This window comes from Microbacterium sp. 1262 (genome assembly GCF_040544895.1).
GTDB classification, from domain to species: Bacteria; Actinomycetota; Actinomycetes; order Actinomycetales; family Microbacteriaceae; genus Microbacterium; species Microbacterium plantarum.
In genome coordinates, this window is record NZ_JBEPKU010000001.1 from 253,534 (window position 1) to 279,780 (window position 26,247).

A 26,247-nucleotide genomic window follows, 5' to 3' on the forward strand; every position below is an offset into this window, starting at 1 on the left:
CGGACGCCTCCGCGCATCGACCCGAATAGCGAAACGTGACCGATACATCTCCTCTGTTCGCCGCCGTGCCACGCAGCGAATTCGCCCGTCCCGGCTCGGGGCGGGGCCTGCTCGACGTGGTGCGTTGGCGCTACCTGCTGCGGCTGCTGATCCGGACGGGCGTCACCACGCGCTACCGGAACTCCGTGCTGGGCTGGACCTGGTCGTACGTCCGCCCCGCTGCGCAGTTCCTCGTGTTCTGGGTCGTGCTCGGCCTCTTCCTCAGCCTCGAGCGGGGCATTCCCAACTACGCGGTGTACCTGTTCTCGGGGATCATCGTCATCAACCTGTTCTCGGAGGCGTACAAGAACGCGACGACCTCGATCGTGGGAAACGCGCCCCTCGTGCGCAAGGTCTACCTGCCTCGGCAGCTGTTCGCGATCTCCGCCGCCGCCGTAGCATTCGTGCACTTCCTGCCGCAGCTCGCTCTGCTGCTGATCGTGTGCGGTTTCCTCGGTCTTTTCGCCCAAGCATCGCTGCTGTCGGTCCTGGCCGTCCTGGCGGCCGTCGCCATCATCCTCATCTTCGCGCTGGGGCTCGGGCTGCTCTTCGGCGCGATCAACGTCCGCTTCCGTGACGCCGAGAACGTCGTCGAGCTGCTCTTGCTGCTCGCCACCTGGGCATCGCCGGTCCTGTACTTCTGGACGATGGTCCGCGATGCACTCACAACACTCGGGCTGCCGTCGTGGCTGCTCGAGGTGTACCTGCTGAACCCCATCACCCAGGCCGTCGAGCTCTTCCATTACGCGTTCTGGTTCCCCATCAGCGACAGCGCGCTCGAGATGCCGCCCGCCCTCGGGATCAACACGATCTGGGCGTTCGTGATCTCCTTCGCGTTCCTCTTCCTCGGACAGAGCGTGTTCCGTCGCCTCGAGGGAAGGTTTGCGCAAGACCTATGACAACCACAGCCACTCGGCGGCCGAGCATCATCATCGACGGCGTCGAGAAGACCTTCCTGCTCAATCACGCCTTCTCCCTGAAGGACAGCGTGGTGTCGTGGCTGCGCGGTCGGAAGACGACGAGCGTGTTCCATGCGCTGCGCGGAGTCGACATCGTCATCGAAGAGGGTGAGTCGGTCGCGATCCTCGGTTACAACGGGTCGGGCAAATCGACGCTTCTCAAACTCATCTCCGGCGTCATGCAGCCGGATGGCGGCGAAGTCCTCACCCGAGGGCGCGTCGCAGGACTGATCGAGGTCGGTGCGGGTTTCCATCCCGAGCTCTCCGGGCGGGAGAACGTGTTTCTCAACGCGGCGATCCTCGGCATGAGCCGGAAGGAGATCGAGGCGCGATACGACGACATCGTCGCCTTCAGCGAGATCGGTGAGTTCATCGATCAGGAGGTCAAGCACTACTCGTCGGGCATGTTCATGCGCCTCGCTTTCTCGGTCGCGATCCACGTCGAGCTCGATGTCCTGCTCGTTGACGAGATCCTTTCCGTCGGCGATGCCCCGTTCCGCGAGAAGTGCCGGCTGAAGTTCGCCGAACTGATCGAGCAACGCAAGACGTTGGTGGTCGTGTCGCATGACATGGAGATGGTGCGCGAGCTGTGCAGCCGCGGCATCGTCATCCAGAAGGGCGAGGTCGTGTTCGACGGGCCGGTCGAGGAAGCGATCGCGCAGATCGGCGACTAGCGTGACCGAATGGTTCGCGAGCAGCCCGGCGTATATCGTCGCGGCCATCGTCGTCCTCGTGCCCGGGCTGGGGATGGGATCGATCCTGCGGCTCCGGTCGCTGGCTCTGTGGGCGCTCGCTCCCGCCTTCACGGTGGTCATGGCCGTGGGCTCGGCTCTTGTGCTCGGTCTGCTCGGCCTGCCCTGGTCACCCGTCAGCGCGCTCATCGCGTTCGCCGGCCTCTTGCTGCTGGTCTGGGGTATCCGCTGGGCTCTGCCCTGGCCGGGTCTCGGCGGCGTCGACCCCCGCCGTGGGACGGACACCACCATCGTCTTGATCGGGCTTCTGCTGGGCGTTGTGCTGCTCGGCATCCGGTTCGTCGCCGAGTTCGGCACGCCCGACGCCATCTCGCAGACGAATGATGCGGCCTTCCACCTGAGCGCGGTGCGGTTCGCGACCGAGACGGGTATCGCCTCACCGCTCGCGATCACCGAGGTCATCGGCGCCCGGGGCTTCTACCCGTCCGCCTGGCACACTCTCGCGGCCCTGATCCCGCCGCTGACCGGCGCGTCGATCCCCCTCGCGGCGAATGCCGTGACGTTCGTCATCGGCGTCGTGGTCTGGCCCCTCGGGCTGGCCTTCCTCGCCTTCCGCGTGGCCGGCCCCGTCGCAGCCGGCGCTTCAGCCACGGTCGCGGGTGCCGTCATGGCATTCCCTCTCGGCCTCGTGCAGTGGGGCGTCCTGTACCCGCAGCTGCTCGCCGGCGCGCTCCTCCCCGCCGCCGTCGCCACGACCATCCCCGCACGCGTCTCCGAGCATGTCGCCGGCGGCGCGAACGCGCTCGAGCGGCGTGTTGCCATCGGCGCAGTGGTACGCGGGCTCGCGGTCGTCCTGCTCCCGCTCGGTGCCGTCATGGTGGCGCAGCCCTCCACCGCGCTCGCCTGGGGAGTCGCCGCTCTGGCGTTGCTGCTGTGGTCGCTGCCGGAGCGCTTCGCGCGCAGGAAGCGCGCGGGGCTGACCGGCCTGATCGCAGCCGTTGCAGCGGCCGGCGCGCTGATCTGGGTGTGGTGGTACTTCGGAGCCAGCGTCTCCGCCACCTGGGAGCCGCACACCCGCATCCGTTCGGCGGCCATCGAGGTCGGCGTCAACGGCTTCCTGGGCTATGCGCCGGCTCTGTCCGTCAGCATCGCGATGCTCCTGGGCCTGCTGGCCGGTCTGGCCGCGGGCGGGTGGCGCATCCGAGCGATCGCCTCCGCATGGGCGGTGAGCGCCGGTCTGTACGTCGTCGCCGCGGCGGTGGGGTCGGATCAGGTGCGGGCGGCGCTCGTGGGGCCGTGGTACGAGGACCCGTACCGGCTCGCTGCCATCGTTCCCGTCTTCGGGCTCGTGCTCGCCGGTGCGGCAGTCGCCGCCGTGGCGGACCGCATCTCGGCGCTCGCGCGGCGGCGCACCGACGGCTATTCCTCGCGCGCACTCGTGGCCGGCGCAGTGGGGTTGCTGTTGTGCGTTCCCGTGATCGTCCAGACGGTTGCGACGCCGCGTGTCGAGCGACGAGACGTCTTCGCCAGCGAAACGGATCCGCATGCCTACGAGGTGTCGGCGACCTCCTTCGTCTCGGAGGACGAGCTCGCACTGCTCGAACGTCTCGACGATGTCCTGCCCGAGGATGCCGTCGTGATCGCCAACCCGAGCACCGGCGCGTCTTTCGGCTATGCGCTGAGCGGGCGCGACGTGATCCCGCGCACGTGGGCGCCGCCGTCGGCCGACCCGTATTGGCTCCTCGCCGAGAACCTGCGCAATGTCAGCGACGACCCGGCCGTCTGCGACGCGCTCGCCGTCTTCGGCGCGGATTACCTGCTCGACTTCGGACCGGGTGAGTGGTACCCCGGACGCTGGATGATGCCGGGGTTTGCCGACATCGATGAGCGGCCGGGCTTCCAACTGGTCGACCGCGAGGGCGACGCATCGCTCTGGCGCGTCACCTCCTGCTAGACGCTGGGCTCATCACCGCTACCGTCATCGACAGCGGCTCGGTGCTGCGGCGAGGGAGCGGTCGCGTGCCCGTCCGAGGGCGATGCGGGTGTCCCTTCGGCGTCCGTGCGAAGCTGCCGGGCTTCGGCGAGGAGCGCCTCCTGAATCGCGAATCTTCGCGCCAGCCGGGTGAGCTGGCGTTGCAGACCGGCGTTCGCTCGGTACTGCGCGTAGACGAACGCGAGGAAGACGACGACGAGCGCGTACAGCAGAAGATCCGTGCCGCGTCCGACGCCCATCAGCTGCGCGAGCCACGTCAGCCACTGCGGGAACAGCACGGACAGGATCGCAACGAGGGCGAACGCGGCGAAGAGCATGCGGCGCAGCGCCTGGTGGGTGTCGCTCCCCGGCTTGCGCAGCAGAAGGAACCCCAGGACGAGGATGGACCCGATCAGCAGGATCTGAATGCCCACGATCACTTCACCACCAGGTCCACGAGGATGTTGACGGCATTGAGCAGGCTCTGCCCCTTCGCCTTCGAATAGTCGGTGTAACGCAGCTCCACCGGGTGTTCGGCGTGCGGGAGACCGGTGCGGTTGAGCTGTAGGACGATCTCCGTCGCGTGCGCCATGCGGTCCTGTTGCAGATCGACCCGCGCGGCCGCGTCGCGCCGCAGCACGCGCAATCCGTTGTGGGCATCGGTGAGGCGGGTGCCCGTCGTCATGTTCGTGACCCAGACCGCGGTCTTCAGCACGATCTTCTTGGCCCATCCCGGCCGCGTGCGGTCATCGAGGAAGCGCGAACCGAAGACGATGGCCAGGTTCTCGTCGTGCGCTCGGCGGACCATGGCTACGGCGTCCTCGACGCGATGCTGCCCGTCGGCGTCGAACGTGACGAGGTACTCCGCCTGCGGGTGTGAGAGAGCGAACTCGATTCCCGTCTGCAGCGCCGCGCCCTGCCCCAGATTGACCGGATGCCGCACGACCGTGGCTCCGGCCGCGACGGCAGCAGCGACCGAGTCGTCGCGAGAGCCGTCGTCGACGCAGACGACGTGATGGAAGTGAGCGGCGAGTTCGCGAACCACGTCCCCAATGACCGTCATCTCGTTGTAGAGGGGAACCACCACCCAGGTGATGGCGCCGACGCGATCGACGGGAGGGATGGCGGGGGACACGGTCTCATTGTCGCAGACGCGGACGAGAAGCCCGGGGTGGTTAGGATCGAGGGGTCATGCGCATCCAGGTCGTCTCGCGAATCTATGCGCCGGAACCGGCTGCGGCGAGTCTGCGGCTCTCGCTCCTCGTCCGAGAGCTCGACGAGCGCGGACACCATGTCGAGGTTCTCACCAGCCGTGCACCGCGGTCAGCGACGTCGGTGCGTCTGGCCGGACGGGTTCGCCGCTGGCCGGTGCTCCGAGATCGATCCGGGCAGGTGCGGGGTTACCTGCCTTACCTCAGCTTCGACATCCCGGCGTTCTTCCGCGTGCTGTTCGGCCCGCGAGCGGATGTCGTGGTCGTGGAGCCCCCGCCGACGACCGGAACCGTCGTGCGCATCGCCAGCGCCATCCGGCGGGTCCCATACGTCTACTACGCAGCCGACCTCGTCTCCGTCGCGGCCGAGTCAACGAGCGCACCGCGGATGGTCGTGCGGCTCGTGCGCGCCCTCGAGACGTGGTCGCTCGGCGGAGCGCGCGCGGTGCTCGCGGTGACCGCGGGAGTCGAGGCGACGGTGCGCGCCCTGGCCCCCGGCGCGCACGTGACCGCCGTGGGGCACGGCGTCGACGACGAGACCTTCCACCCGGCGGTGACGCCCGACGCGGCCGCTCACGTCGTCTACATCGGCACCGCCAGCCAGTGGCACGGTGCGGGAGTCTTCGTGGACGCGCTGGCGGTCGCGCGTTCTCGGGGACACGCGATCACCGCCTTGTTCGTCGGTCAGGGTGGCGAATGGGATCAGCTGAAAGCGCGCACGAGGCAGCTCGGCCTCGATGACCTCGTGCGCTTCCGCGAGCAGGTGCCGGCTCCTGAGGCTGCTCGATTGATCCGGGGAGCGCGTGCGGCGCTGGCGTCGATCCGCGAGGGCGGGGGGTACGAGTTCGCCGTTCCGACGAAGGCATACGCCGCACTCGCCGTGGGCACTCCGGTCGTCTACGCGGGGCCGGACCCCGTGCGCTCGCTCGTGGTCGACAACGATCTGGGTGCCGGCACCGCGTGGGATGTCGAACCGGTCGCCGCCGCGCTGATCGAGACGGCCTCGGCCGAGCCGTCTGCGGAGCGTCGGGCCGCGGTGGCGGCCTGGGCGGCGCGGAATCTCTCCGGGCGCGCCGTCGCTCGCCGCGCAGCCGACGTGACGCTCGCCGCCGCTGACGACCCGGGGTTTACACGGGGTCGTCGCAGACGGGCTCGTTAGGATGAATACGGTGTGCGCCTTCTCGCGGTGCGCACGGGAAGTTTGAGATGACCCATTCACATGACACCCGCGTGGTGGACTCAGCCGACGTCGCCGCTGATGTCTCCCTGGGGGCGGGCACCGCGGTGTGGCACTTGGCCCAGATCCGAGAGGGTGCGCGCATCGGACGCCGTTGCGTCATCGGCCGCGGAGCGTACATCGGCTCCGGGGTGACGGTCGGCGACAACTGCAAGATCCAGAACCTCGCGCTCGTCTACGAGCCGGCGCGCCTAGCCGACGGTGTGTTCATCGGTCCGGCCGCGGTCCTGACGAACGACACCTACCCGCGCGCGATCACCCCCGAGGGTGAATTGAAGAGCGCGGACGACTGGACGCCCGTCGGGGTCGAAATCGAGCACGGGGCGTCCATCGGTGCGCGCGCGACCTGCGTCGCCCCCGTGCGCATCGGCCGCTGGGCCATGGTTGCAGCCGGCGCGGTCGTCGTGCGCGACGTGCCCGACCACGCGCTGGTCGCGGGAGTGCCGGCCAAGCGCATCGGTTGGGTGGGGAAAGCCGGGGTACGCCTCGAACAAGCGGAGGACGGCGTGTGGGTCTGCCCGAGCACGGGCGAGCGCTACACCGAATCCGCCGGAATGCTGAAGGAGTCGCGATGACTGAAATGATCCCGCCCGCTCGTCCGATCGTGGGCGATGAGGAACGCGCCGCCGTCGACCGCGTGCTCCGGTCCGGCATGATCGCCCAGGGCCCCGAGGTGGCCGCGTTCGAGCAGGAGTTCGCGGCGCACTTCGTCGAGTCGCGGCCCGTGGTCGCGGTGAACTCCGGTACGTCCGGCCTGCACCTCGGCCTTCTGGCGGCCGGGATCGGACCGGGCGACGAAGTGATTGTCCCGTCCTTCACTTTCGCGGCCACGGCGAACTCGGTGGCCCTCACCGGCGCGACGCCCGTCTTCGTCGACATCGAGCCCGACACGTTCTCCCTCGATCCCGCGGCCGTCGAGCAGGCGATCACCTCGCGGACCCGCGGCGTCCTCCCCGTTCACCTGTACGGTCACCCGGCTCGGATGGACGAACTCGCCGACATCGCGACGCGACGCGGTGTCGCCCTCTTCGAGGACGCTGCACAGGCTCACGGTGCGGCGCTCGGTGGCCGCCCTGTCGGCACCTTCGGCGCGTTCGCGATGTTCTCGCTCTATCCGACCAAGAACATGACGAGCGGCGAGGGCGGCATGGTTTCGGCCGTCGACGAGGAGTTCGCCCGCCGCGTGCGTCTTCTGCGCAATCAGGGGATGGAGCGTCAGTACGAGAACGAGGTCGTCGGTTTCAACGCTCGGATGACCGACATCCATGCCGCCATCGGACGGGTGCAGCTGACGAAGGTCGAAGCGTGGACCGAGAAGCGCCGGGCGAACGCCCGGTTCCTCGACGACAACCTCCGCGGGGTCGTCGTTCCCCCGGTCGTCGAGGGCGCACGCCACGTGTACCACCAGTACACGATCCGAGTCCCCGAGGACCGTGACGGCTTCGTCCGCGCGCTGCGGGATGAATACCAGGTCGGATCGGGCGTCTACTACCCGATCCCGAATCATCGTCTGCCCTCGCTCGCCTCGTTCGCACCCGGCCTGGAGCTTCCCGAGACCGAGCGTGCTGCGGCCGAGGTCATCTCGCTGCCGGTGCACCCCTCGCTGAGCGACGGCGATCTGGAGCGCGTCGTCGCGGCGGTCAATGCGCTGGCATCGGCGGGTGCCGAATGACGCTGCGTGCGGGACTCCTCGGCGTCGGCATGATGGGACGCCACCACGCCCGCGTCCTCCGTGAGGTCGACGGGGTCGAGCTGGTCGCGATCGCGGATCCCGCGGGCGATCCCTTCGGCGTCGCCGGCTCGCTGCCTGTGCTCGACGACGTGGACGCGCTGATCGCCGCGGGGATCGATATGGCCGTGGTGGCGGTTCCGACCCGATTCCACGAGGACGCCGCGTTGCGGCTCAGTGCGGCCGGCGTGCACACCCTCGTCGAGAAGCCCATTGCCGACACGGTCGAGGCCGGGGCGCGCATGGTCGAGGCATTCGACGCCGCCGGCCTCGTGGGAGCCGTCGGTCACATCGAGCGATTCAATCCTGCGCTGCAGGAGATGCGGCGTCGCCTCCGCGAGGGCGAACTCGGCCAGGTCTATCAGATCCAGACGCGCCGTCAGGGCCCGTTCCCGGCCCGCATCGCCGATGTCGGGGTGACCAAAGATCTGGCGTCGCATGACATCGACCTGACCGCGTGGGTCGGCGACAGTACCTACGAACGCGTATTCGCCCAGACCGCTCACCGCAGCGGCCGCGAGCACGAGGACATGATCGCGATCACTGGACGGCTGGCGTCGGGCGTCATCGTGAATCACCTGGTGAACTGGCTGTCGCCGATGAAGGAGCGGGTCACGGTCGTCACGGGGGAGCGGGGAGCCTTCGTCGCCGACACCGCGACCGGTGATCTCACCTTCTACGCGAACGGGACTATCCCGCTCGAATGGGAATCGGTGTCGAGTTTCCGCGGCGTGTCCGAGGGGGATGTGATCCGGTTCGCCTTCCCGAAGCGCGAGCCTCTCCGTGTCGAGCACGAGGCCTTCCGTGACGCGGTGCTCGGACGACCCAGCGACGTCGTGACCATGGCCGATGGGCTGCGAACGTTGTCCGTCGTCGAGACGGCGCTGAGCGCCGCCAAGACCGCGAAGGCGGCGACGCTCTGATCGCGCAACCGTCATCGCGCGCCGGGGGACCGCAGTGAAAGAACTCTGGCTGTCGTTGCGGGAGCTCCTCCGGCTGCTTCCGCCGAACGCTCGAGGTTTTCTGACCCGCTACGCGATCAGTTCCTCGGCGCTCGCGCTGATCGACATCGTGGCGCTCGGCCTCCTGGCGCTGGTGCTGGGCTCGTTCGCCGTCGGCCGACCGGTGACGCTGCCGGTGTTCGGCGAGGTGTCCTCCGCTGCCGTCATCTGGCTGCTGGTCGGCGCCTGCGCTCTCATGGTCGTCAAGTCGATGATCGCCCTCGCGCAGCAGTGGTACGTGACGCGCCGCATGGCCGAGTTCGAGCTGACCATCGGCAACCGGCTGTTCGAGGCGTACATCCGCGCTCCGTGGCTCGAGCGGCTCAAGCGCAACTCGTCCGAGCTCGTCCGGATGGCGGATGTCGGCATCGCCAACACGACGTCCGGTCTGCTGCTCCCCGCGGCCTCCCTGCCCTCGCAGGTCGTCACCTTCCTGTCCGTGCTGCTGGTGCTCGTCGTTTCGCAGCCGCTGATCGCCGCCGTCACGCTGCTCTACCTCGGGCTGGTCGCCGCGCTGCTCTACGGTTGGGTCTCGCGTCGTGCTGTCCGCAACGGACGCATCAACCGTGACTATTCCTTCAAGACCGCTCAGCTCATGACGGAGATGGTGCAGGCGCTGAAGGAGATCACGCTGCGCGACAAAGCGCAGGAGGTCGCCTCTCTCGTCAGCGCCAATCGCGAGCAGGCGGTGCGCGCGCGCGCCACCATCGGCTTCCTCGGCGCCATCCCGCGATTCGTCGTCGACTCCGCCATCATTCTCGGCTTCCTCCTCATCGGCGGCGTCGGTTATGCGACCGGCGGCGTCGAGACGGCGTTCACGTCGATCGCCCTGTTCGGTCTCGCCAGCTTCCGGATGGTGCCCTCGATGCTGCAGTTCCAGGGTGTGATGACCTCGACGGCGTCGACCATGCCGCATGCCCGCGCCGTGATGCGCGATATCCGAGCGGCGGACGAGTACGTTCGCGATGCGGAGTCCGTCGGCTATGGTGCGCTCGACCCGCAGCCGGAACGCCTCGTCCTGAGCGGTGTGTCGTTCACCTACCCCGGCAGCGCGGTTCCCGCACTCGCCGACGTCGATCTCGAGATTCCCTTCGGCGGGCACGTCGCTTTCGTCGGAGCCTCGGGCGCAGGCAAGTCGACGATGGTTGATCTGCTTCTCGGCCTCATCACGCCCTCCGCCGGATCGATCCGCGTGGACGGCCAGGATCTCCGGGGAGTCCTCGGCACCTGGCGCTCACGCGTGGGATACGTGCCGCAGGATGTCGCCCTGTTCGATGGGACCATCGGTCAGAACGTCGCGCTCACCTGGAGCACGGACTACGACCGAGACGCGGCGGCATCCGCGATCGACCGCGCGCAGCTGGGCACCTTCCTGCAGGCCCGCGAAGGCGGGCTCGACGCGCGGATCGGCGAGCGCGGTCTCGCCCTTTCCGGAGGTCAGCGCCAACGACTCGGTATCGCACGTGCCCTCTATCCCCAGCCGGTCGTCCTCGTCCTCGACGAAGCGACGTCCGCCCTCGACACGACGACCGAGGACGCCGTCACCGCTGCGATGGAACGGCTGCGCGGTGCCGTGACCGTCATCACGGTGGCGCATCGCCTGTCGACGGTGCGCCGTGCCGACCTCGTGTGCTTCTTCGCAGACGGACGCATCGTCGCCAAGGGAACGTTCGACGAGGTCGTCCGTCAGGCACCCGACTTCGCCGCCCAGGCGCGCTTGGCGGGCCTGACCTGATCAGTGATGCCGGATGATGCGCCGGTAGGTCTCGTCGAGCTGGGGCAGGTAGCGTGCCGCGGTATGCCAGGTGCGCGCCCAGTCATCGGCCGCGAGCTCGGCGGACGCCGCGCGCGGGTCGGACAGGTCGCGGAGCACCTGCTCGGTCACGGCTGCGGGGGTGCCCTCGCGGATGGGCAGACGCCCGCCGTCGGGCCCGGGAAGGTGATCGCCGACGGCCGCCAATGGCACCCCGATCGCGAGGGCCTCGAGCTCGGAAACGCCAAGCACCGAGTTCGACTGCCCGACGGCGACCGACGCATGCGAGAGGAAGTCGAGATAGTCCGGGTGCGACATCCGCGGCTCGAGCTTCACGCCGAGCGCGGCCGCTTCGGGGGCACCGGGACCCCAGTCGAGGCCGCGGACTTCGACCCCAGCCGCGATCAGCCCGCGAGCGACCGTCAACATGTCGCGCTGGCCCTTCACGTCCTCCCAGCGCGAGGAGAAGGCCACGTAGGGCTGCGGGCGCCACAGGGGCAGCTGCCGCGGATCGATGAAGATCGGCAGGTACTCGGCGTCGCTTCGTGCCTGGGTGGCGTTACCGGCGAGATCAGGCGTCGAGTAGAAGACATGCGCTGCCTGGTCGATATACGACTGGATCTTGGCGTGTTCGCTCGACGCCCAGCGGGTGCGGATGTCGGTGCCATGCAGGTGCAGGACGTAGGGACGTGACGGGACGAACCAGGGGAGGACCCGGCTCGCCGTCGTGGCGAAGTGCACGTGCATCGCCTGCGACCATGCGGCCCCCGCTGCGATGCGCGCGAAGGTTCGGGCGAGCGCGGGCTTGGAGGGCTTGGTGCGACCGGGCCGCACCGCGGGCCACGACTTCTCCGGCGGGATGATGCGCCACGGACGGCCGCTGTCGCGTGCCGCTGTCACGATGTGTCGTCCGACGAAGGCGCAGTCGTTGAGGTGCAGAACGCGCGGGGAACGAGGCATCCCTCCATGCTAAGCGGCCCGGCCGAACGCACCCGCGCTGTTATTCTCGGTGAGTGCGCGTGCGAGTGGTGACGTCCTGGTACCCCACGCGCCAGAACCCGGGCGCAGGGTCGTTCATCGCACGGGATGTGCAGGCGCTCACACGGGACCACGACGTCGAGGTGCTGCACCTCGTCGGACGCCGCCTCGACGACGGACGGCGGGCGTTCGTGGACGGAGGGGCGCGTGTGCGACGGATCCCGGTCGATGTGCGCTCGCCGCGCGGCTGGGTCTCGGTGCAGCGACACTTGGACAATGTCGACAGGGGCGTCGACATCGTGCACACGATGGCCGCGCCCGCCGCTATGCCGTTCGCGCTGCGTCGTCCCCGACGCCCCTGGGTCCACACCGAGCACTGGGGCGCCATCCCGCGACTCGTCGACGAGGGCCCCGTCGGCAGTGGAGCAGCCCTCGGCATGCTCCTTCACGGCCCCGACGAGGTCGTGGCCGTCGGCGAGCATCTCGCCGACCGTATCCGGGCTGTGCGGAAGCGCCCGGTGTCGGTGGTGGGGAACATCGTCGATGAGTTACCGGTCCCCTCGACCGTCCGGCACGAGCGAGGCGGGGTTCTGCGGGTCGTCGTCGTCGCGTCCCTCGTCGAGTGGAAGGGGTGGCGCATCGCGCTCGAGGCGATCCGACGCCTGCGCGATCGCGGCGTCGCGATCGAGCTCGACTGGATCGGTGACGGAGCGGACCGAGCGGAGTTCCTCGCGCAGGGAGCGGATGTGATCCGAAGCGCGCCGGGGCATCGGGACCGTGCCGGAGTCGCGCAAGCGCTCGCGGACGCCGACGTGTTCCTGCTTCCTACCAACGGCGAGACCTTCTCGCTCGCGACGGTGGAAGCGCTCTCGATGGGGACGCCCGTCGTGGTGACCGGTGCCGGAGAGCACAACACCTTCGTCGCGCCCGCTGTCGGCGAAGCCGTCAGCCGTGACGCGGCAGCGATCGCGCCGGCCATCCTCCGGGCGGCCGAGCTCGACCGTGAGGCGGTGCGCGAGCACGGACGGGACCTGTGCGCGCGGTTCAGCGAGACCGCCTTCCGCGAGGCCTATCGCTCGATCTACGAGAGGCATACCGGTGAGTGACAGAACCGTAGACATCATCATCGCCGTGCACGACGTCCGGCGGAACATCCGTCGCGCCGTCGGATCGGTGCTCAGCGACGGCGATCCGTCAATCCGCGCCCTGGTCGTCTGCCACAACCTGCCCGCCGCTGTTGTGACGGCCGAACTGGCCGACGTCATCGAACGGTCTCCCGGGCGCGTGCGGTTCATTCAGCTCGACGACGGCGTCCCGAGCCCCTCGGGTCCGTTCAATCTCGGTCTCGCCGTCTCGGATGCGGACTACGTGGGGATCATGGGCTCCGACGACGAGCTCGATCCGGGTGCTGTCGCGCAGTGGCGTGCTGTCGCCGAGCGTCACCGCGCAGACGCCGTCATCGCGAAGGTCGTGCGGGGCGACCGGCGCGCTGTCGTCCGCTCACCGGCCAAGCGCGTGTGGAAGACGGGCGTCCTCGACTTCGCGAAGGATCGGTTGCCTTACCGCAGCGCGCCGCTGGGACTCATGCGGCGGGATGCCGTGGAGCGCCTGCGACTGCGCCTCATGGACGGTGCCCGCAGCGGCGGCGACCTCCCGTTCGTCACCCGGTTGTGGGCGCTCGGACGCGTCGTGCCGGCGGCCGGAGTCGCGGCGTACATCGAGCACGCCGACGCTCCGGTACGCGTCACGTGGGATCCCAAGCCGGTGCGGCAGGAGCTCTCCGCCATCCGCGAGGTGCTGGGCAGCGCGTTCGTCCGCTCTCTGGCTCCCGGCTACCGCGACGCGCTCGCCACCAAGCTACTGCGCCGCAACCTCATGGACACCGTCCGCATCCGAGACGGCGGGCGCGGATTCACCCGCGATGATGTGCGGGCCTTCCGCGAGGTCGTCGACATGATCGAGTCGATCTCGCCCCGCAGCCTCGGCTACATCGCGCTGATTCATCGGCTCACCGTCGACGAGCTGCGCCGCGGCGAGCCCGATCTCGAGGTCGTGCACCGGTTGAGCGAACAAATGGCGAATCCTCGGCACTGGGCGATGGTCCGGCCGGCGAAGTTCACGGCGTTCTTCCATGCTCAGGCGCAGCCGCGCTATGTCGCGGCATCCGCTCTGATCAAGGTTGGGGCTTCTCGGTTCCTGCCGCTGGCGAGGAACACAGCTGTCGGTGTCGCCGGGCTCGTGCTCGCGACGCTCGTCGCGCTGCTCCTGCGTCGGAGATAGCCGCGGAGCTCCGCTTATAGACTGGGGTGTATGCGCATCGCCGTGATCGCCCTTGGAAAAATCGGGCTTCCTCTCGCCGTTCAGTTCGCCGAGTCGGGCCACGAGGTCATCGGGGTCGACGTCAACGCGAGCACTGTCGCGTCCATCAACGCGGGCGTCGAGCCGTTCCCCGGTGAAGCCCACCTGCAGGAAAAGCTGGCGCGCTTGGTCGCGGACGGGCGCCTGCGCGCCACCGTCGACTACGCCGAAGCCGTCCCCTCGGCGGACGCCGTCGTCCTCGTCGTGCCGCTGTTCGTGGACGACAGTACGTGGGAGCCGGACTTTGCGTGGATGGACGCCGCCACTCGGTCCCTTGCGCAGCATCTCACTCCCGGCACCCTCGTCTCCTACGAGACGACCCTCCCGGTGGGGACGACCCGGAATCGGTGGAAGCCGCTTCTCGAAGAAGGCTCCGGGCTCACCGAGGGCGACGACTTCCACCTGGTGTTCTCGCCTGAGCGTGTGCTCACCGGTCGCGTCTTCGCGGACCTGCGCCGCTACCCCAAGCTCATCGGTGGACTGTCGGGGGCCGGCGCACAACGGGCCCGCGAGTTCTACAAAGCGGTGCTGCAGTTCGACGAGCGCCCCGATCTGCCCCGACCCAACGGCGTGTGGGACCTCGGAAGTGCCGAGGCGGCGGAAATGGCCAAGCTCGCCGAGACGACCTACCGCGACGTGAACATCGGGCTGGCGAATCAGTTCGCGCTGTTCGCCGGCGACCACGGTATCGACGTGTACCAAGTCATCGAGGCGTGCAATTCGCAGCCCTACAGCCACATCCACCGGCCCGGCATCGCCGTCGGGGGACACTGCATCCCCGTCTATCCGCGGCTCTACCTCTCGACCGACCCGGATGCCGACATCGTTCGTACAGCCCGCCTGCTCAACGCTTCGATGCCCGAGCGCCTCGTCGCCCGGGCGGAGGAGCTGCTCGGATCCCTGGAAGGGCTGCGCGTGGTCGTGCTGGGTGCCGCGTACCGCGGGGGAGTGAAGGAGACCGCCTTCTCGGGCGTGTTCCCGACCGTCGAGGCGCTCCGCCAGCGCGGAGCCGTCGTGACGGTGCACGACCCGCTGTATGACGACGATGAGCTCGGTCGATTGGGGCTCGCCGCGCACAGCGCCGGTGCGACCGTCGACATGGCGATCCTGCAGACCGACCACGACGAGTATCGGGAGCTGACTCCGGCGGACCTGCCCGGCATCCGGCTTCTCGTGGACGGACGCAACGCGACCGACGAGAGCCGCTGGGCGGGCACGCCCCGCATCGTCGTGGGTGCGGCGTCGGGATCGACCATGGCATGACCGGGCTCGGGCCGGCGTCGGCCCGACCAAGACAGGACTGGGTCGACATCGCGAAGGCTCTCGCGATCCTCCTCATCGTCGTCTACCACGTCACGACGTGGTTCGCCGGGTACGTCGCGCCGTGGGTGTTCGAGCATCGGTCGTTCATCGTCTGGCGCGAACTCAGCCGCGTACTCGTCCCGGTGCGAATCCCGCTGTTCTTCCTCGTTTCGGGACTCTTGGCGCAACGGGCGATCACCCGGCCCTGGGGGGACCTCTGGCGCTCGCGGTTTGCAACACCGCTGTGGGTCTTCGCTATCTGGACCTGTCTGATCGCGGCGCCATGGTCATTCCGGGCTGCTCCTGGCGACCCCGCGGGCCACCTCCCGATGGTGGTTCAGTCACTATTGCTCGCCGGGACGCACTTCTGGTATCTCCCTGCGCTCGTCGTGTACATCGCCGTCGCCAAGGTCGCGGTCGGGCGACCCCGCTGGGCCCTGGGCGCGAGCGCCCTGGCGACCTTCGTGGTCGGACCGTTGCTGGTGGGGCATCTGGATGTCCTCGGCCCTGTCCTCGGCCCGAATGTCGAGCGACTATTCCTATTCGCCGTGTGGTTCTGCCTCGGGTGTTTTGCGCCTTCGCTCGTCCAGCGGGTCAGCACCCTGCGGTACCGGTGGCTGATCGTCGCGGGGGCGGTCTTCGCCTTCGCGTGGACACTCGTCCCCCTCGGGTGGCTGGCGCAGCGGGTCGTCGTCCCAACGATCACCATCGCGGGCATTGTCGCGCTCGTCCTCATCAGCCGCATCCTGGAGCGCGCCGCCGTCGTGCGCACCTGGGGCAGATACCTCGCGCGGCGCACATTACCGATATACGTCGTCCACGCCTTCCTGCTCGAGGTGCTGGCGCTCGTGATGACGCGGTTGCCGATCGGCGCCAGCCCAGGGCTGGCGCTGCCGGTCGGGTCCTGGACGGCGGCGCTCTTCGTGCCCGTGACCTTCGCTCTGGTCGTCGCGGCGTCCCTGGCGCTCGACGCCGTCGCGCCGCGCATCGGGGCGAGATGGCTATTCACGGCGCCTCGGCTCGTCGCGGGTTCCGTCGCCGTGAAGATGTGAGCGGCGGTGGCGCAGCGGCGTGAGGGAGGCAGCGCTGCGGGTGAGCTATTGGCCGCGCTGCGCGTAGAAGGCCTCGGCGGCGTCCTTGGCCGGTGCCCACCATTCCTCGTGCTCGCGATACCAGTCGATAGTCGCTGAGAGTCCGGCTTCGAAGTCCTGGTAGCGCGGAGCCCAGCCCAACTCGGCACGGAGCTTCGTCGAGTCGATCGCGTAACGCTGGTCGTGTCCCGCGCGATCAGTCACGTGGTCGTACGCGTCGGCGGAGTGCCCCGTCAGGCTGAGGATCAGCTCGACGACCGACCTGTTGTCCCTCTCCCCGTCTGCACCGATGAGGTAGGTCTCGCCGATGTCGCCCTTCTCGAGGATCGTCAGGACCGCGGACGAGTGATCATCGGCGTGGATCCAGTCGCGCACGTTCGCGCCCGCGCCGAAAAGTTTTGGACGGACGCCGCGCAACACGTTCGTGATCTGCCGGGGGATGAACTTTTCGACGTGCTGAAACGGCCCGTAGTTGTTCGAGCAGTTGCTGATGGTCGCACGTATGCCGAACGAACGGATCCAGGCCCGCACGAGCATGTCCGAGCCCGCTTTGGTGGACGAGTACGGTGACGAGGGGTTGTACGGCGTGCTCTCGGTGAAGCGCTCCGGAGCATCGAGCTCGAGGTCGCCGAACACCTCGTCCGTGGAGATGTGGTGGAACCGTATGTCGTGCTTGCGCGCAGCTTCGAGCAGCGTGAAGGTGCCGACGATGTTCGTGTCGACGAACGTTCGCGGCTCGTGCAGCGATCGGTCGTTGTGCGATTCGGCGGCGAAGTGCACGACCGCGTCCACTCGCGAGAACAGCGTATTCACGAGCGCTGCGTCCGCGATGTCTCCCCGAACGAGACGCACTCGGTTCTCGGGGAGGTCCGCCAACGATGCCGGATTCCCGGCGTAAGTGAGCTTGTCCAGGACGATGACCGCGTGGTCGGTGCGGGCCATGACGTGATGGACGAAATTCGCGCCCACGAATCCGGCACCGCCGGTCACGAGCAGGGTCTTCATGAGGGTGAGCTTACGAACATCGACGATGCCTCGGTGCTACCGCGACACGGCCTTCAGGGTCGGATCGGCACCGATGATTCGGCCTCGCACGCCCTCGAGGCGGCCGATGAACGCAGTCCATCCCGCGCTGAGGGTGTATTCGGAGCCGCGCCGAACGCCGATAAGCAGCCCCGCAACGACGAATGCGTAACGCTGCCATCGCGGGAAGGGGTGCCGGCGGTACACGTAACCGACCCCACGCCCGTATGCCCGAAGTTTGCGCATCGACTCCGCGCGGGTCAGGCCCGAGACCTCCGCGATGCCGTTCACGTGCGCACCTGCGTCGTGCACCCAGACGAATGTCGACCGAAGCGCGGGGTGCTGGTTCAGCACCCTGAGGAGAAGGTCGGTCACCTCGCCCGCCTGCCACGGGGTCGCCGCCCCGGTTCCGATCGACTCGTCGAAACCACCCGCGGTGCGGAACACATCGAGGTCGATCACGAGGCCCATCTCGATGACGGACCAGACGTTGCGGGCATCGACGGGTGTGCCGGAGGGCGGGAGCGCGAATCGCGCTCCCGAGGGCGTCTCCACCCGGACCGCACCGGCGGTCGCCCCCGTCATCGCGCGCCGAATCGCGGCGACGCTTCCCGGCGGGAACGTCGTGGTGTCGTTCGGGAACATCACGTGGGCGTCGCGCAACCCGTCCGACCCCAGACGGACGCCGGCGTTCCGTCCTCGGGACGCGCCGCGATCGGATGTCGCGACGTGAAGGCCGGCCGCAAAGCGGGGACGCCAGCGCGCGACGAGTCGCTCGACGTCCGCGACATGGGACTGCGCGATGATCGTGAGCCGATCATGCGGCTGGAGTTGATCCGCGAGACTCTGCAGCAACAGGTCGAGGGCACTCACCCGTCCGAGCGTGGAGACGACGAGGAGCAGCGGCTTCTCGGTCATGAAACACCCTCCTGTACCAACCGGCGGAACCCATGCGCCGTCTGCCGCGCCAGAAGGACGGTCGAGACTGATTCCGTCACGGCGAAACCGACCGCGACGCCGAGCGGGCCCACAAGCCATGCGCCTGCGAGCATGGCCGGCACGCCCACGATCGTTGCAGTCACCGTCGCCCACATGACGCTCTTCTCGGCTCCCGCCGGGAAGAGGACGTGACGGGTCATGGAAGTCCGGAGCGAGTACATCGCGAACCCGATGCCCAGCGCAAAGCACACGCCCATCGCCGCCCCGGCTTGCGGTCCGAAGAAGAGGGCGGTGACGGGCGGGCCGGCGAGGCCCAGCACGACGGCTCCGAGGGCGCCGAAGCCGCCGTGCATCAGCAGCGCCGTGCGCAGCCGCTTACCGCGCTCGGCGCCGGTCACCTCCGCCGTCCACGACTGAAGGGCGTTGGCGAGGGTCAGGGGTAGGAACTGCCCGAGTTTGGCGAGCTTGTCGGCGGACGCGAAGCCGGCGGCGGCCGAGCCGGACGCGATCGTGTTGACCAGCGGCATGGGCACCGAAGAATACGCGCCGAGCGCGCCGTCGTTCAGGGCTACGGGCGCTCCCACGCGGAACAGTCCCGGAATCTCCCGCAACGGCGGCCACGGCGACGGGTAGCGTCGGAGGAGTCGCAGGGTGTACACCGTCGTTCCGATCAGCGTGACGAGGATGCCGACGGTCGGGTACACCTCGACCGGCACACCGCCGACTATCGCGATCATCGCGGCGACGGCGACGAACAAGCGCGGGATCACGTCATAGAACAGAATCGAGCGCGGGTCGCCGACACCTACGGCGAACCACGTGAAAGACAGGCCGATGAGGGCGCCTTGCAGCCCCATAAGCGACGCGAGAAGAGCATGACCCGGCGCCGCTACCGCCGCACACAGCACGACGAGCAGCGGCAGGGCCACCACGGACATGGCCAGTCGCACCACCACGGCATCCCGGTACAGGCGCCCCCGTCTGACGGGGTCGGTGGTGCCGGCGATGAGCGCCGGGCCGACGGTGGTCCAGCCGTACGCGACGGCGATGGCCGCGAACGTGCCCACCGATTCGCCGGCGATGGCGCTGGCCCAGCCGTCGTCGCCCGCGGAGCGGGACACCGCAGGCAGGACGACGAGGGGTGACACCGCGGCGATGGCCGGGATGAGAGTGAAGCCGAAGAGACGCGCCCGCAGCGAGCTGCTCTCAGACACGCGGGCGCCTCGCTTCAGCGGCCGCACGCAGCACGTCCGCCACGCCGAGCGCGGAGGCGTCCCAGGTGAAGCGCTCCGCCCAGGCTCGCCCGGCGGCGCGGCGCTCCTCCCGCTCGCCGGCATCGAGCTCAAGCACGCGCGAGATCTGCCGGCCGAATTGCTGCGGGTTCCGAGCATCGGCGTAGAAGGCGTGCTCGCCTCCGACTTCCCGCAGGACGGGCACATCGTTGGCGACGACCAGGCAGCCGGCGCGGAGCGCATCCACGACGGGCAGCCCGAAGCCTTCGGTGAGCGACGGACAGGCATAGACCGTCGCCGCAGCGTAGAGCGCTCCGAGCTGATCGTCGCTCACCCAGCCCGGGAGAACGACGTCGGACTGGAGACCGAGAGCCGCGACGGTCTCGGCGAGGGGGTCGTGCTCGCCGCCGCCGACCACGACCGTCCGGGGGCGGAGCGCCGGCTCGATCGTCGCGATGGCGGCGAGCAGTCCCGCGAAGTTCTTATGGGGCATGCGGTTACCGGCACTCAGCAGAAGGGGGCGTTCCGCGGAGACGCCGAGGGAACGCAAGGCCGGCAGGGGGTCGGCGCTGCGCCGTGACGGCGCGCTGCCGTTGTGCACGACCGTGATGCGGCTGCCCGCGAGGCCGAGGTGATGCGAGATGGCGGCGCCCGCGGCATCCGAGACCGTCAGGACCCGGTCGGCCGTCCGTGCGGCCCGAGCCATCAGCCACGCAGTGACGGCGCGGGGGAAGCGCGCGATTCCGGTGCCGCGCACCTCGTGATAGATCACGTCGTGGATCGAGACGACGCGCGGGACCGCGCCGCGCGTGACGGGTCCGAAGTTCGCGGGCGACCAGACGAGGTCGGCGCGTGCACGGCGAGCCCGCCGACTGACGGCGAGGATCTCACCGAGGGCCCACGTGGCCCGGTCCGCGCCGACCCACGGCACCGTCTCGACCCGGCCGGGGAAGAACCCCGAGACGGCTGCGGCCCCAGAGCGGCCGGTCACGGCCACGAAATCGGCGTCCGGCAGGATGCCGGCGAGCCGGGGGAGGAGCTCCCGGACATACGTCTCGGTGCCGCCGCGGCCGCCGGTGTATCCCAGAAGGTCGACGAGGATCCGCATCCGCGGTCAGCTCTCGATGACGACTTCGGGCTTCTGCTCTCGGCGCGGGGTGGTGAGCACGCCCGAGAAGAAGCTCATCATCACCGTCTGGAATCCGAGGATGATGCCGAGCGCGCTCGGGATGGCGATGCGCACGGCCTGCGCGGCATCCTGCGTGCCAAAGTCGATGCTCCCCCACCGTGCGACCTGGACGATCCCGATGACCACGCCGAGGAGGAAGATCGCAACGCCCACGAGGAGCCCGCGTTCGGCAGACCACTTCGCGACGATCCGGCGATATCGAGCACTGGTGGGGAGGAATCCTTCTTGCGTCGCGTACAACTTGGTGAGCCAGAAAAACAGCAGCGCCTGATAGCCCAGCACGCACAACGCGCTCGCGTAAACCATCGTCGTCACGTCGAACCCGATCCCGGCGACCTCGACGCCACCGAAGGCGAGCACGGCGACCGTGACGGCGCCGAGGAAGAAGGCGACGAGACCGGGGAAGACGAAGAGCCAGCGCGGGGCGAAGAGCAGGAGGAACCGCAGGTGGCGCCAACCGTCGTGCCAGCTGCGCAGGTGCGGCGGCCGCGAGCGCCCGTCCTTCTTCAGGGTCGTCGGGACCTCCTCGATGCGGTACTTCGCGAGAGAGGACTTCACCACCATCTCCGAGGCGAACTCCATTCCGGTCGTCTGCAGATCGAGCTCGCGCATCCGCTCGCGATTGAATCCGCGCAGGCCGCAATGGAAGTCTCTAACGTTCGGGCGGAAGAACAGCTGGCCGATGGCCGAGAGGACGGGATTGCCGAGGTACTTGTGCAGGGGCGGCATGGCGCCCGGCTCGATGCCACCGGCGAAGCGGTTGCCCATCACCAGATCCGCACCCCCGCGCAGCCTCTCGACGAATGGCTCGAGGTTCTCGAAGTCGTAGCTGTCGTCCGCGTCGCCCATGATGATGTAGCGACCACGGGCGTTCTCGATGCCGTTGATGAGCGCGGCACCGTAGCCGCGACGGCTGGCCGCCGAGACGCGGGCACCGAGGCGGAGAGCGATCTCCTGGGAACCGTCCGTGCTGCCGTTGTCGGAGATGAGCACCTCGCCGTTGATGCCGGTGCGGTCGAGGAATCCCTGCGCCTTCCGGATGCAGACCTCCAGCGTCTCGGCCTCATTGAGGCACGGCATGAGGATCGTCAGCTCGATCGTCGTGTTCGGTGCGGGAGAGGTCACGCAGGGCCTTCTTTCTGTTTCCGTGCTGCGGAATGCGAGCGGGACAGCGCCGTGAGGATCTTCTCGACGGTGCTGCGGATCGTACGCGTCTGGACGGCCGTGTCGTACCATTCGCGGGACGTGCGGCGCATGCGGTCACCGCCGGAGGCGACCGTGATGATCGCATGAGCGATGTCGGCGGCATCAGCGGATCGTGCGACGACACCGTTGATGCCGTCGTCGATGAGCTCGGTCGACGCGTTTCCCTCGTCGGCGACGAGGACAGCGGGGGTTCCGTGCGCGTTAGCCTCGACGACCACCAGACCGTATCCCTCGCGGCGCGAGGGGTTCACGAGGCAGAGCGCTCCGTGCATCAGCGCGTCGAGCTCGTCTTCGCTGACGAAACCGGGGAAATCGATCCAGTCGTCGCCCCCCGCAACCGTGGCGGCGCGGCGGACGTCGGCCGTGCTCGGGCCGCTGCCCAGGATGACGAGACGCAGGTCCGGGATGTCGACACGGGCGGCGGCGACCGCAGCGGGGAGGGTCTCGACGCGCTTGTCGGGAATGTGACGGCCGGCGTAGAGCACATACGGGGGCGTCGCTGCGGGCTGGACAGGCCCGGCATCGACCGCGTTGTCGATGAGCCCGGGGCTCACAAGGGGCTCGTTGCGCAGCCCCTCGGCGCGCAGTCGGCGCGCGCTGAGCTGCGAGTGGCAGGTCGCGAGGGGGGTGGCGGCGATCGCCAGGCGCTGCAGTGCCCACGCCACGAATCCGGTGACCCCGCCGGAGTACTCCTGCCACTGTGAGCGCGGCCACACCTCGAGGTAGTCGACGGCGACGCGGGTGCCGGAACCGAGGAGCGCGAGACGGGCGGCGAACACGTTGAACACCGGGAGCCCGCTGACGAGGATCGCTTCGTAGCGGCCACGCCGCCGGACGAGCGTCATGAACAGGCCCGCTGCGAACCGCAGGGCAGCGGGGATCCGCCGCGTGCCATCGGAGTTGTAGAGCGTCAGGCGCGGCGTCACAGTGATGACGTCGAACCGTTCGAGCGGCGGCGCGGACGCGTCCCATTGGCGCGCGGTCAAGTACTCGACTTCGTGGCCGGCGTCGATCATGGCCTCGGCGAACGCGCGGTACTGGCGCTCGCCGCCGCCGGTGGAGAAGGGGAACAGGCAGTCGTAGGCGACGGCGATCCTCGGGTTTCTGATCACGTCGTCAACATCCCTCGATGCGGAACAGGCGCGCGTCGGTACCCTCGGAGTCCACGAGCACCAGGTGCTCGCCGGGGTCGAGATCCTGGACGCCGTCGTACGCCGGGGCGAGGGACTGGTCCATGACGTCATGCCGACCGAAGTCGAGGACGTAGTCGATTCCCAGCCTGTCGACCACCGAGCACACCTGCGGGTCTTCGTCGATGTCCCGCAGGTGTCGGTTCAAGAACAGCAGGTCCTCGGACGGGGATCCGAATACGTGGCGTTCCGTCACTTCTCGCTCAGCGAACGCGAGAGCCAGGGACGCGCCGGTTCGAGGGCTTCCGATGATGAGGGCATCCGGGGGAGTCGTCTCATCCAGGCGTTCGAGCAGAGCCTGCTCCTCCTCGGTGAGGATGGGTGCTTCCTCGGTGTAGGCGTATGCCTCGCGGACCTCTGCGAGCGCGATGCGGGCATTCGGGCCGAGCGCGACCGTCGCCAGCAGGGCGAGCGCGACCGCTCCCGCGAGCTGGCGTGACCAGCGGGGCAGACCCAGCCGTGCTGCGAGGCGGCGCGACGCATCGACGATGACGACGGCGCCCAGCGTCGCTGCGGGGACGGCGGCCAGGGGGATCAGCGCCGCGAGGCGATTCGAATCGTTGTACCAGGGATTGGTCAGGATCTCTCGCACCGGGTGATCGATGCGCAGACCCGAGGCGACGACGAAGAGGAGCACGGCCACGGCGAACGGGAGCACCGAAGGGAGCAGTCGGGGGCGACGGGCGACCGCCACGGCCGCCGCGATCAGAAGCACGGCGATCGTCACCGTGGGTGTGAAACCTCGGGGAGCGACGAGGAGACCCTGCCCGAAGGCCTGCGCCGGGTCCTGCCACGGAGACCACCACGAGTGCTCCGGCGAGGTGCGGAACACGGTCCATACGGCGACCGAGACGAGAGCAAGGCCGGCTGTCACCGACGCCAGCAATACCCAATCCACGCGTGTCGGGTTCGAGACCGCCCGCGCCGTGAGCGAACTCACGACGAAGACGGTGGCGAACGCCAACAAGGCGAGGAACGCGTTCGGGTGGCCGAGGAAGACCCCGCCACCGATCAGCGCCGCCAGAAGCAACGCGCGGACCAGCCCGCCGCGCCGCTCCTCCATGCTCAGCACGACGGCCGCGAGCCCGGCGGGCACCATCGCGTACCCCATGAGGTTCGGGTAGAGGACTCCCCAGTTGAAGAAGAGCGCGGGGAAGGCTCCGAAGCCGGTGGACAACGCCGCGGAAGCGATGAACACCAGGCGTCGCTGACGGAACAGAGCAGCCGAGAGCGCCATCGCGGACGCGGGCCACAGGATGGCGACGATCGCGAGATTCGCGACGTTGACCCCCACGGGAACCGAGCTGCCGGTCAGCTCGACGACGAGCGCCGTGAACGCGTGCCATCCGTTGGGATAGGCCGAGATGTCCGAGGTCGCACCGATCTGGAACGGAGACGCATCGCCGACCTGGGTTGCCAGACCGATGGCGTTGAGGTGAACGATGTTGTCGAAGCGCTGCGCGATGTTGGCGGGTGCGCCGAAGGCGCGGGCGAACAGCACGGTGTTGACGACCGCCGCGAAGGCGAGCGACAGCAGAGCGGTCACGTCGGCGCGGCGCGGCGCGGTCAGCGGATCAGGGCCGGCCAGCCGCCGGAGCAGAACGGCTATGCCCGTGATGACGACCGTCATGACCAGCATGGGCCACACGCCCCACGGAAGTCCCACGAGAGGGGCGACCGTCGCGGCGCCCGCTGCGATCGTCACCGATACGGCCGGTGCGAGCAGCCACCGCGTCGGAGTACGCAGCCCCCATCCCGCGGCTATGACGACGAGGCCCGGGACGATGAGGATCACGACGGCGATGAGCAGTGACGGAAGCACGCTGAACCAGCTACCCATTCGATCCCGTCTCCGTTACTGCGTTAAATTCGACATGTCATCGTAGCCGACGCCCCCTTGGCGCTTACTCAACGCCCGCTGTCTCTCAGGGTCGGTCGCTTAGGCTTGATGATGCCACGCACGGGCTGCGCCCGTCCTGACACGAAAGACGCCCTTTCATGGATCTCCTCATCGTCGGTTCCGGATTCTTCGGCCTCACCATCGCCGAGCGCGCTGCGGCCGCCGGCCGGAAGGTGACGGTCATCGACCGCCGGCATCACATCGGTGGCAACGCATACACCGAGAACGAGCCGACGACCGGTATCGAGGTCCACAAGTACGGCGCGCACCTCTTCCACACGTCGAATGCGACCGTGTGGGAGTACGTCAACCGGTTCACGGCCTTCACCGACTACGTCCACCGTGTGTACACGACCCATAAGGGCGTCGTGTACCCGCTGCCGATCAATCTCGGCACGATCAACCAGTTCTTCCAGGCCGCCTACACGCCGGGTGAAGCTCGCGATCTCATCCACGAGCTCGCGGGTGAGTTCGACCCGAAGAGCGCCCAGAACCTCGAGGAGCGCGCCATCGGGCTCATCGGGCGCCCCCTGTACGAAGCGTTCATCCGCGACTACACCGCGAAGCAGTGGCAGACCGACCCCAAGGAGCTGCCGGCGGAGATCATCTCGCGGCTTCCGGTTCGGTACACCTACGACAACCGCTACTTCAACGACACGTGGGAGGGCCTGCCGGTCGACGGCTACACCGCCTGGCTCGAGCGGATGGCGGACCACCCGAACATCGACGTACAGCTGAACACCGACTTCTTCGACGAGTCCCAGCCGCTGAACAAGGCGGCGACGGTCGGCCAGGTCCCGATCGTCTACACCGGGCCCGTCGATCGCTACTTCGACTACACCGCGGGCGAGCTGTCGTGGCGCACGCTCGACTTCGAGCAGGACGTGCTCGACATCCCCGATTTCCAGGGCACGAGCGTCATGAACTACGCCGACGCCGACGCGCCGTACACGCGCATCCACGAGTTCAAGCACTTCCACCCCGAACGCGCGGACCGCTACCCGACCGATAAGACCGTCGTCGTGCGGGAGTACTCGCGGTTCGCTACGCGCGAGGACGAGCCCTACTACCCGGTCAACACGGCCGACGACCGCAACGGTCTCCTCGCTTATCGCGATCTCGCCAAGGGAGAACCGGACGTCCATTTCGGTGGGCGCCTGGGCACCTACCAGTACCTCGACATGCACATGGCGATCGGCTCTGCGCTGTCGATGTGGAACAACCAGCTGGCGTGAGGGCGCGTACC

Annotated in this window: 23 protein-coding genes; 13 read left to right on the forward strand and 10 right to left on the reverse strand. The window is 68.6% G+C overall.

Annotated features, from left to right (window positions below; translation table 11 throughout):
* The first annotated feature begins 35 nt into the window (after window positions 1–35).
* Genes ABIC53_RS01165 through ABIC53_RS01175 form a run of 3 tightly spaced genes read left to right on the forward strand, consistent with a single transcriptional unit; the run spans window position 36 to window position 3,644 of the window.
* Window positions 36–938, forward strand: a complete 903-nt coding sequence (locus tag ABIC53_RS01165) for an ABC transporter permease (RefSeq protein WP_282501384.1) — start codon at window positions 36–38, stop codon at window positions 936–938.
* Window positions 935–1,672 carry an ABC transporter ATP-binding protein gene (locus ABIC53_RS01170; RefSeq protein WP_282501383.1) on the forward strand — a complete coding sequence of 246 codons (738 nt, stop codon included), beginning with the start codon at window positions 935–937 and terminating at the stop codon, window positions 1,670–1,672. The genes ABIC53_RS01165 and ABIC53_RS01170 overlap by 4 nt, the downstream gene beginning before the upstream one ends.
* Window position 1,673: 1 nt before the next feature.
* On the forward strand, window positions 1,674–3,644 hold the full coding sequence (locus ABIC53_RS01175; protein ID WP_282501382.1) for a DUF6541 family protein: 1,971 nt from the start codon (window positions 1,674–1,676) through the stop codon (window positions 3,642–3,644).
* On the opposite strand, the gene ABIC53_RS01180 is transcribed toward ABIC53_RS01175, so the two are convergent.
* Together ABIC53_RS01180 and ABIC53_RS01185 are read right to left on the reverse strand one after the other, a co-directional pair.
* Window positions 3,641–4,096, reverse strand: a complete 456-nt coding sequence (locus ABIC53_RS01180; protein ID WP_282501381.1) for a DUF2304 domain-containing protein — start codon at window positions 4,094–4,096, stop codon at window positions 3,641–3,643. The genes ABIC53_RS01175 and ABIC53_RS01180 overlap by 4 nt on opposite strands.
* A 2-nt stretch (window positions 4,097–4,098) precedes the next feature.
* Complete coding sequence (locus tag ABIC53_RS01185) at window positions 4,099–4,797, reverse strand: glycosyltransferase family 2 protein (RefSeq protein ID WP_275887878.1); 699 nt, start codon at window positions 4,795–4,797, stop codon at window positions 4,099–4,101.
* Between the two features lie 56 nt (window positions 4,798–4,853).
* On the opposite strand from ABIC53_RS01185, the gene ABIC53_RS01190 reads away from it, so the two are divergent.
* The 5 genes from ABIC53_RS01190 to ABIC53_RS01210 are packed head-to-tail and all read left to right on the forward strand — an operon-like array spanning window position 4,854 to window position 10,575.
* On the forward strand, window positions 4,854–6,032 hold the full coding sequence (locus ABIC53_RS01190; RefSeq protein WP_282501380.1) for a glycosyltransferase: 1,179 nt from the start codon (window positions 4,854–4,856) through the stop codon (window positions 6,030–6,032).
* A 47-nt stretch (window positions 6,033–6,079) separates the two neighbouring features.
* Window positions 6,080–6,685, forward strand: coding sequence for an acyltransferase (locus ABIC53_RS01195; protein ID WP_114588550.1), 606 nt, complete (start codon window positions 6,080–6,082; stop codon window positions 6,683–6,685).
* Window positions 6,682–7,782, forward strand: coding sequence for a DegT/DnrJ/EryC1/StrS family aminotransferase (locus tag ABIC53_RS01200; RefSeq protein WP_282501379.1), 1,101 nt, complete (start codon window positions 6,682–6,684; stop codon window positions 7,780–7,782). The genes ABIC53_RS01195 and ABIC53_RS01200 overlap by 4 nt, the downstream gene beginning before the upstream one ends.
* The gene (locus tag ABIC53_RS01205; RefSeq protein ID WP_282501378.1) at window positions 7,779–8,762 is read left to right on the forward strand and encodes a Gfo/Idh/MocA family protein; all 984 of its coding nucleotides are present in this window, start codon (window positions 7,779–7,781) and stop codon (window positions 8,760–8,762) included. The genes ABIC53_RS01200 and ABIC53_RS01205 overlap by 4 nt, the downstream gene beginning before the upstream one ends.
* 34 nt (window positions 8,763–8,796) lie before the next feature.
* On the forward strand, window positions 8,797–10,575 hold the full coding sequence (locus ABIC53_RS01210; RefSeq protein ID WP_282501377.1) for an ABC transporter ATP-binding protein: 1,779 nt from the start codon (window positions 8,797–8,799) through the stop codon (window positions 10,573–10,575).
* On the opposite strand, the gene ABIC53_RS01215 is transcribed toward ABIC53_RS01210, so the two are convergent.
* Window positions 10,576–11,553 carry a glycosyltransferase family protein gene (locus tag ABIC53_RS01215; protein WP_282501376.1) on the reverse strand — a complete coding sequence of 326 codons (978 nt, stop codon included), beginning with the start codon at window positions 11,551–11,553 and terminating at the stop codon, window positions 10,576–10,578.
* 53 nt (window positions 11,554–11,606) lie between these two features.
* On the opposite strand from ABIC53_RS01215, the gene ABIC53_RS01220 reads away from it, so the two are divergent.
* From ABIC53_RS01220 to ABIC53_RS01235, 4 genes are read left to right on the forward strand one after another with little or no spacing between them, the layout of a single operon-like run.
* Window positions 11,607–12,677, forward strand: coding sequence for a glycosyltransferase family 4 protein (locus ABIC53_RS01220; RefSeq protein WP_282501375.1), 1,071 nt, complete (start codon window positions 11,607–11,609; stop codon window positions 12,675–12,677).
* A complete protein-coding gene (locus tag ABIC53_RS01225; RefSeq protein WP_282501374.1) occupies window positions 12,670–13,851 on the forward strand; it encodes a glycosyltransferase family 2 protein in 1,182 nt (393 codons plus the stop codon). The genes ABIC53_RS01220 and ABIC53_RS01225 overlap by 8 nt, the downstream gene beginning before the upstream one ends.
* A gap of 30 nt (window positions 13,852–13,881) precedes the next feature.
* Window positions 13,882–15,192, forward strand: a complete 1,311-nt coding sequence (locus ABIC53_RS01230) for a nucleotide sugar dehydrogenase (protein WP_282501373.1) — start codon at window positions 13,882–13,884, stop codon at window positions 15,190–15,192.
* Window positions 15,189–16,283, forward strand: a complete 1,095-nt coding sequence (locus ABIC53_RS01235; protein ID WP_282501372.1) for an acyltransferase family protein — start codon at window positions 15,189–15,191, stop codon at window positions 16,281–16,283. The genes ABIC53_RS01230 and ABIC53_RS01235 overlap by 4 nt, the downstream gene beginning before the upstream one ends.
* 45 nt (window positions 16,284–16,328) lie before the next feature.
* Here ABIC53_RS01235 and rfbB read toward each other — a convergent pair whose 3' ends face one another.
* The 7 genes from rfbB to ABIC53_RS01270 are packed head-to-tail and all read right to left on the reverse strand — an operon-like array spanning window position 16,329 to window position 24,941.
* Window positions 16,329–17,327 (reverse strand): dTDP-glucose 4,6-dehydratase, encoded by a 999-nt coding sequence (gene rfbB, locus ABIC53_RS01240; RefSeq protein WP_282501371.1) that lies wholly within the window; start codon window positions 17,325–17,327, stop codon window positions 16,329–16,331.
* Between the two features lie 36 nt (window positions 17,328–17,363).
* Window positions 17,364–18,263 (reverse strand): glycosyltransferase family 2 protein, encoded by a 900-nt coding sequence (locus ABIC53_RS01245; protein ID WP_282501370.1) that lies wholly within the window; start codon window positions 18,261–18,263, stop codon window positions 17,364–17,366.
* Complete coding sequence (locus tag ABIC53_RS01250; protein WP_282501369.1) at window positions 18,260–19,498, reverse strand: lipopolysaccharide biosynthesis protein; 1,239 nt, start codon at window positions 19,496–19,498, stop codon at window positions 18,260–18,262. The genes ABIC53_RS01245 and ABIC53_RS01250 overlap by 4 nt, the downstream gene beginning before the upstream one ends.
* The gene (locus tag ABIC53_RS01255; protein ID WP_282501368.1) at window positions 19,491–20,624 is read right to left on the reverse strand and encodes a glycosyltransferase family 4 protein; all 1,134 of its coding nucleotides are present in this window, start codon (window positions 20,622–20,624) and stop codon (window positions 19,491–19,493) included. The genes ABIC53_RS01250 and ABIC53_RS01255 overlap by 8 nt, the downstream gene beginning before the upstream one ends.
* Before the next feature lie 6 nt (window positions 20,625–20,630).
* Window positions 20,631–21,830 carry a glycosyltransferase family 2 protein gene (locus ABIC53_RS01260; RefSeq protein ID WP_282501367.1) on the reverse strand — a complete coding sequence of 400 codons (1,200 nt, stop codon included), beginning with the start codon at window positions 21,828–21,830 and terminating at the stop codon, window positions 20,631–20,633.
* Entirely contained in the window at window positions 21,827–23,023 is a 1,197-nt protein-coding gene (locus ABIC53_RS01265; RefSeq protein ID WP_282501366.1) for a glycosyltransferase family 4 protein, read from the reverse strand. The genes ABIC53_RS01260 and ABIC53_RS01265 overlap by 4 nt, the downstream gene beginning before the upstream one ends.
* A gap of 4 nt (window positions 23,024–23,027) precedes the next feature.
* Complete coding sequence (locus ABIC53_RS01270) at window positions 23,028–24,941, reverse strand: DUF6541 family protein (RefSeq protein ID WP_282501365.1); 1,914 nt, start codon at window positions 24,939–24,941, stop codon at window positions 23,028–23,030.
* A gap of 158 nt (window positions 24,942–25,099) precedes the next feature.
* On the opposite strand from ABIC53_RS01270, the gene glf reads away from it, so the two are divergent.
* Window positions 25,100–26,236, forward strand: a complete 1,137-nt coding sequence (glf, locus tag ABIC53_RS01275; RefSeq protein ID WP_114588536.1) for a UDP-galactopyranose mutase — start codon at window positions 25,100–25,102, stop codon at window positions 26,234–26,236.
* The last annotated feature ends 11 nt before the right edge of the window (window positions 26,237–26,247 follow it).

Bases quoted from the DNA above. Each gene is read 5' to 3' on its own strand.
- ABIC53_RS01170 (WP_282501383.1), top strand. From the start codon at position 935: ATGACAACCACAGCCACTCGGCGGCCGAGCATCATCATCGACGGCGTC.
- ABIC53_RS01190 (WP_282501380.1), top strand. From the start codon at position 4,854: ATGCGCATCCAGGTCGTCTCGCGAATCTATGCGCCGGAACCGGCTGCG.
- ABIC53_RS01195 (WP_114588550.1), top strand. From the start codon at position 6,080: ATGACCCATTCACATGACACCCGCGTGGTGGACTCAGCCGACGTCGCC.
- ABIC53_RS01200 (WP_282501379.1), top strand. From the start codon at position 6,682: ATGACTGAAATGATCCCGCCCGCTCGTCCGATCGTGGGCGATGAGGAA.
- ABIC53_RS01205 (WP_282501378.1), top strand. From the start codon at position 7,779: ATGACGCTGCGTGCGGGACTCCTCGGCGTCGGCATGATGGGACGCCAC.
- ABIC53_RS01215 (WP_282501376.1), bottom strand. From the start codon at position 11,553: ATGCCTCGTTCCCCGCGCGTTCTGCACCTCAACGACTGCGCCTTCGTC.
- ABIC53_RS01230 (WP_282501373.1), top strand. From the start codon at position 13,882: ATGCGCATCGCCGTGATCGCCCTTGGAAAAATCGGGCTTCCTCTCGCC.
- ABIC53_RS01235 (WP_282501372.1), top strand. From the start codon at position 15,189: ATGACCGGGCTCGGGCCGGCGTCGGCCCGACCAAGACAGGACTGGGTC.
- rfbB (WP_282501371.1), bottom strand. From the start codon at position 17,327: ATGAAGACCCTGCTCGTGACCGGCGGTGCCGGATTCGTGGGCGCGAAT.
- ABIC53_RS01245 (WP_282501370.1), bottom strand. From the start codon at position 18,263: ATGACCGAGAAGCCGCTGCTCCTCGTCGTCTCCACGCTCGGACGGGTG.
- ABIC53_RS01255 (WP_282501368.1), bottom strand. From the start codon at position 20,624: ATGCGGATCCTCGTCGACCTTCTGGGATACACCGGCGGCCGCGGCGGC.
- ABIC53_RS01270 (WP_282501365.1), bottom strand. From the start codon at position 24,941: ATGGGTAGCTGGTTCAGCGTGCTTCCGTCACTGCTCATCGCCGTCGTG.
- glf (WP_114588536.1), top strand. From the start codon at position 25,100: ATGGATCTCCTCATCGTCGGTTCCGGATTCTTCGGCCTCACCATCGCC.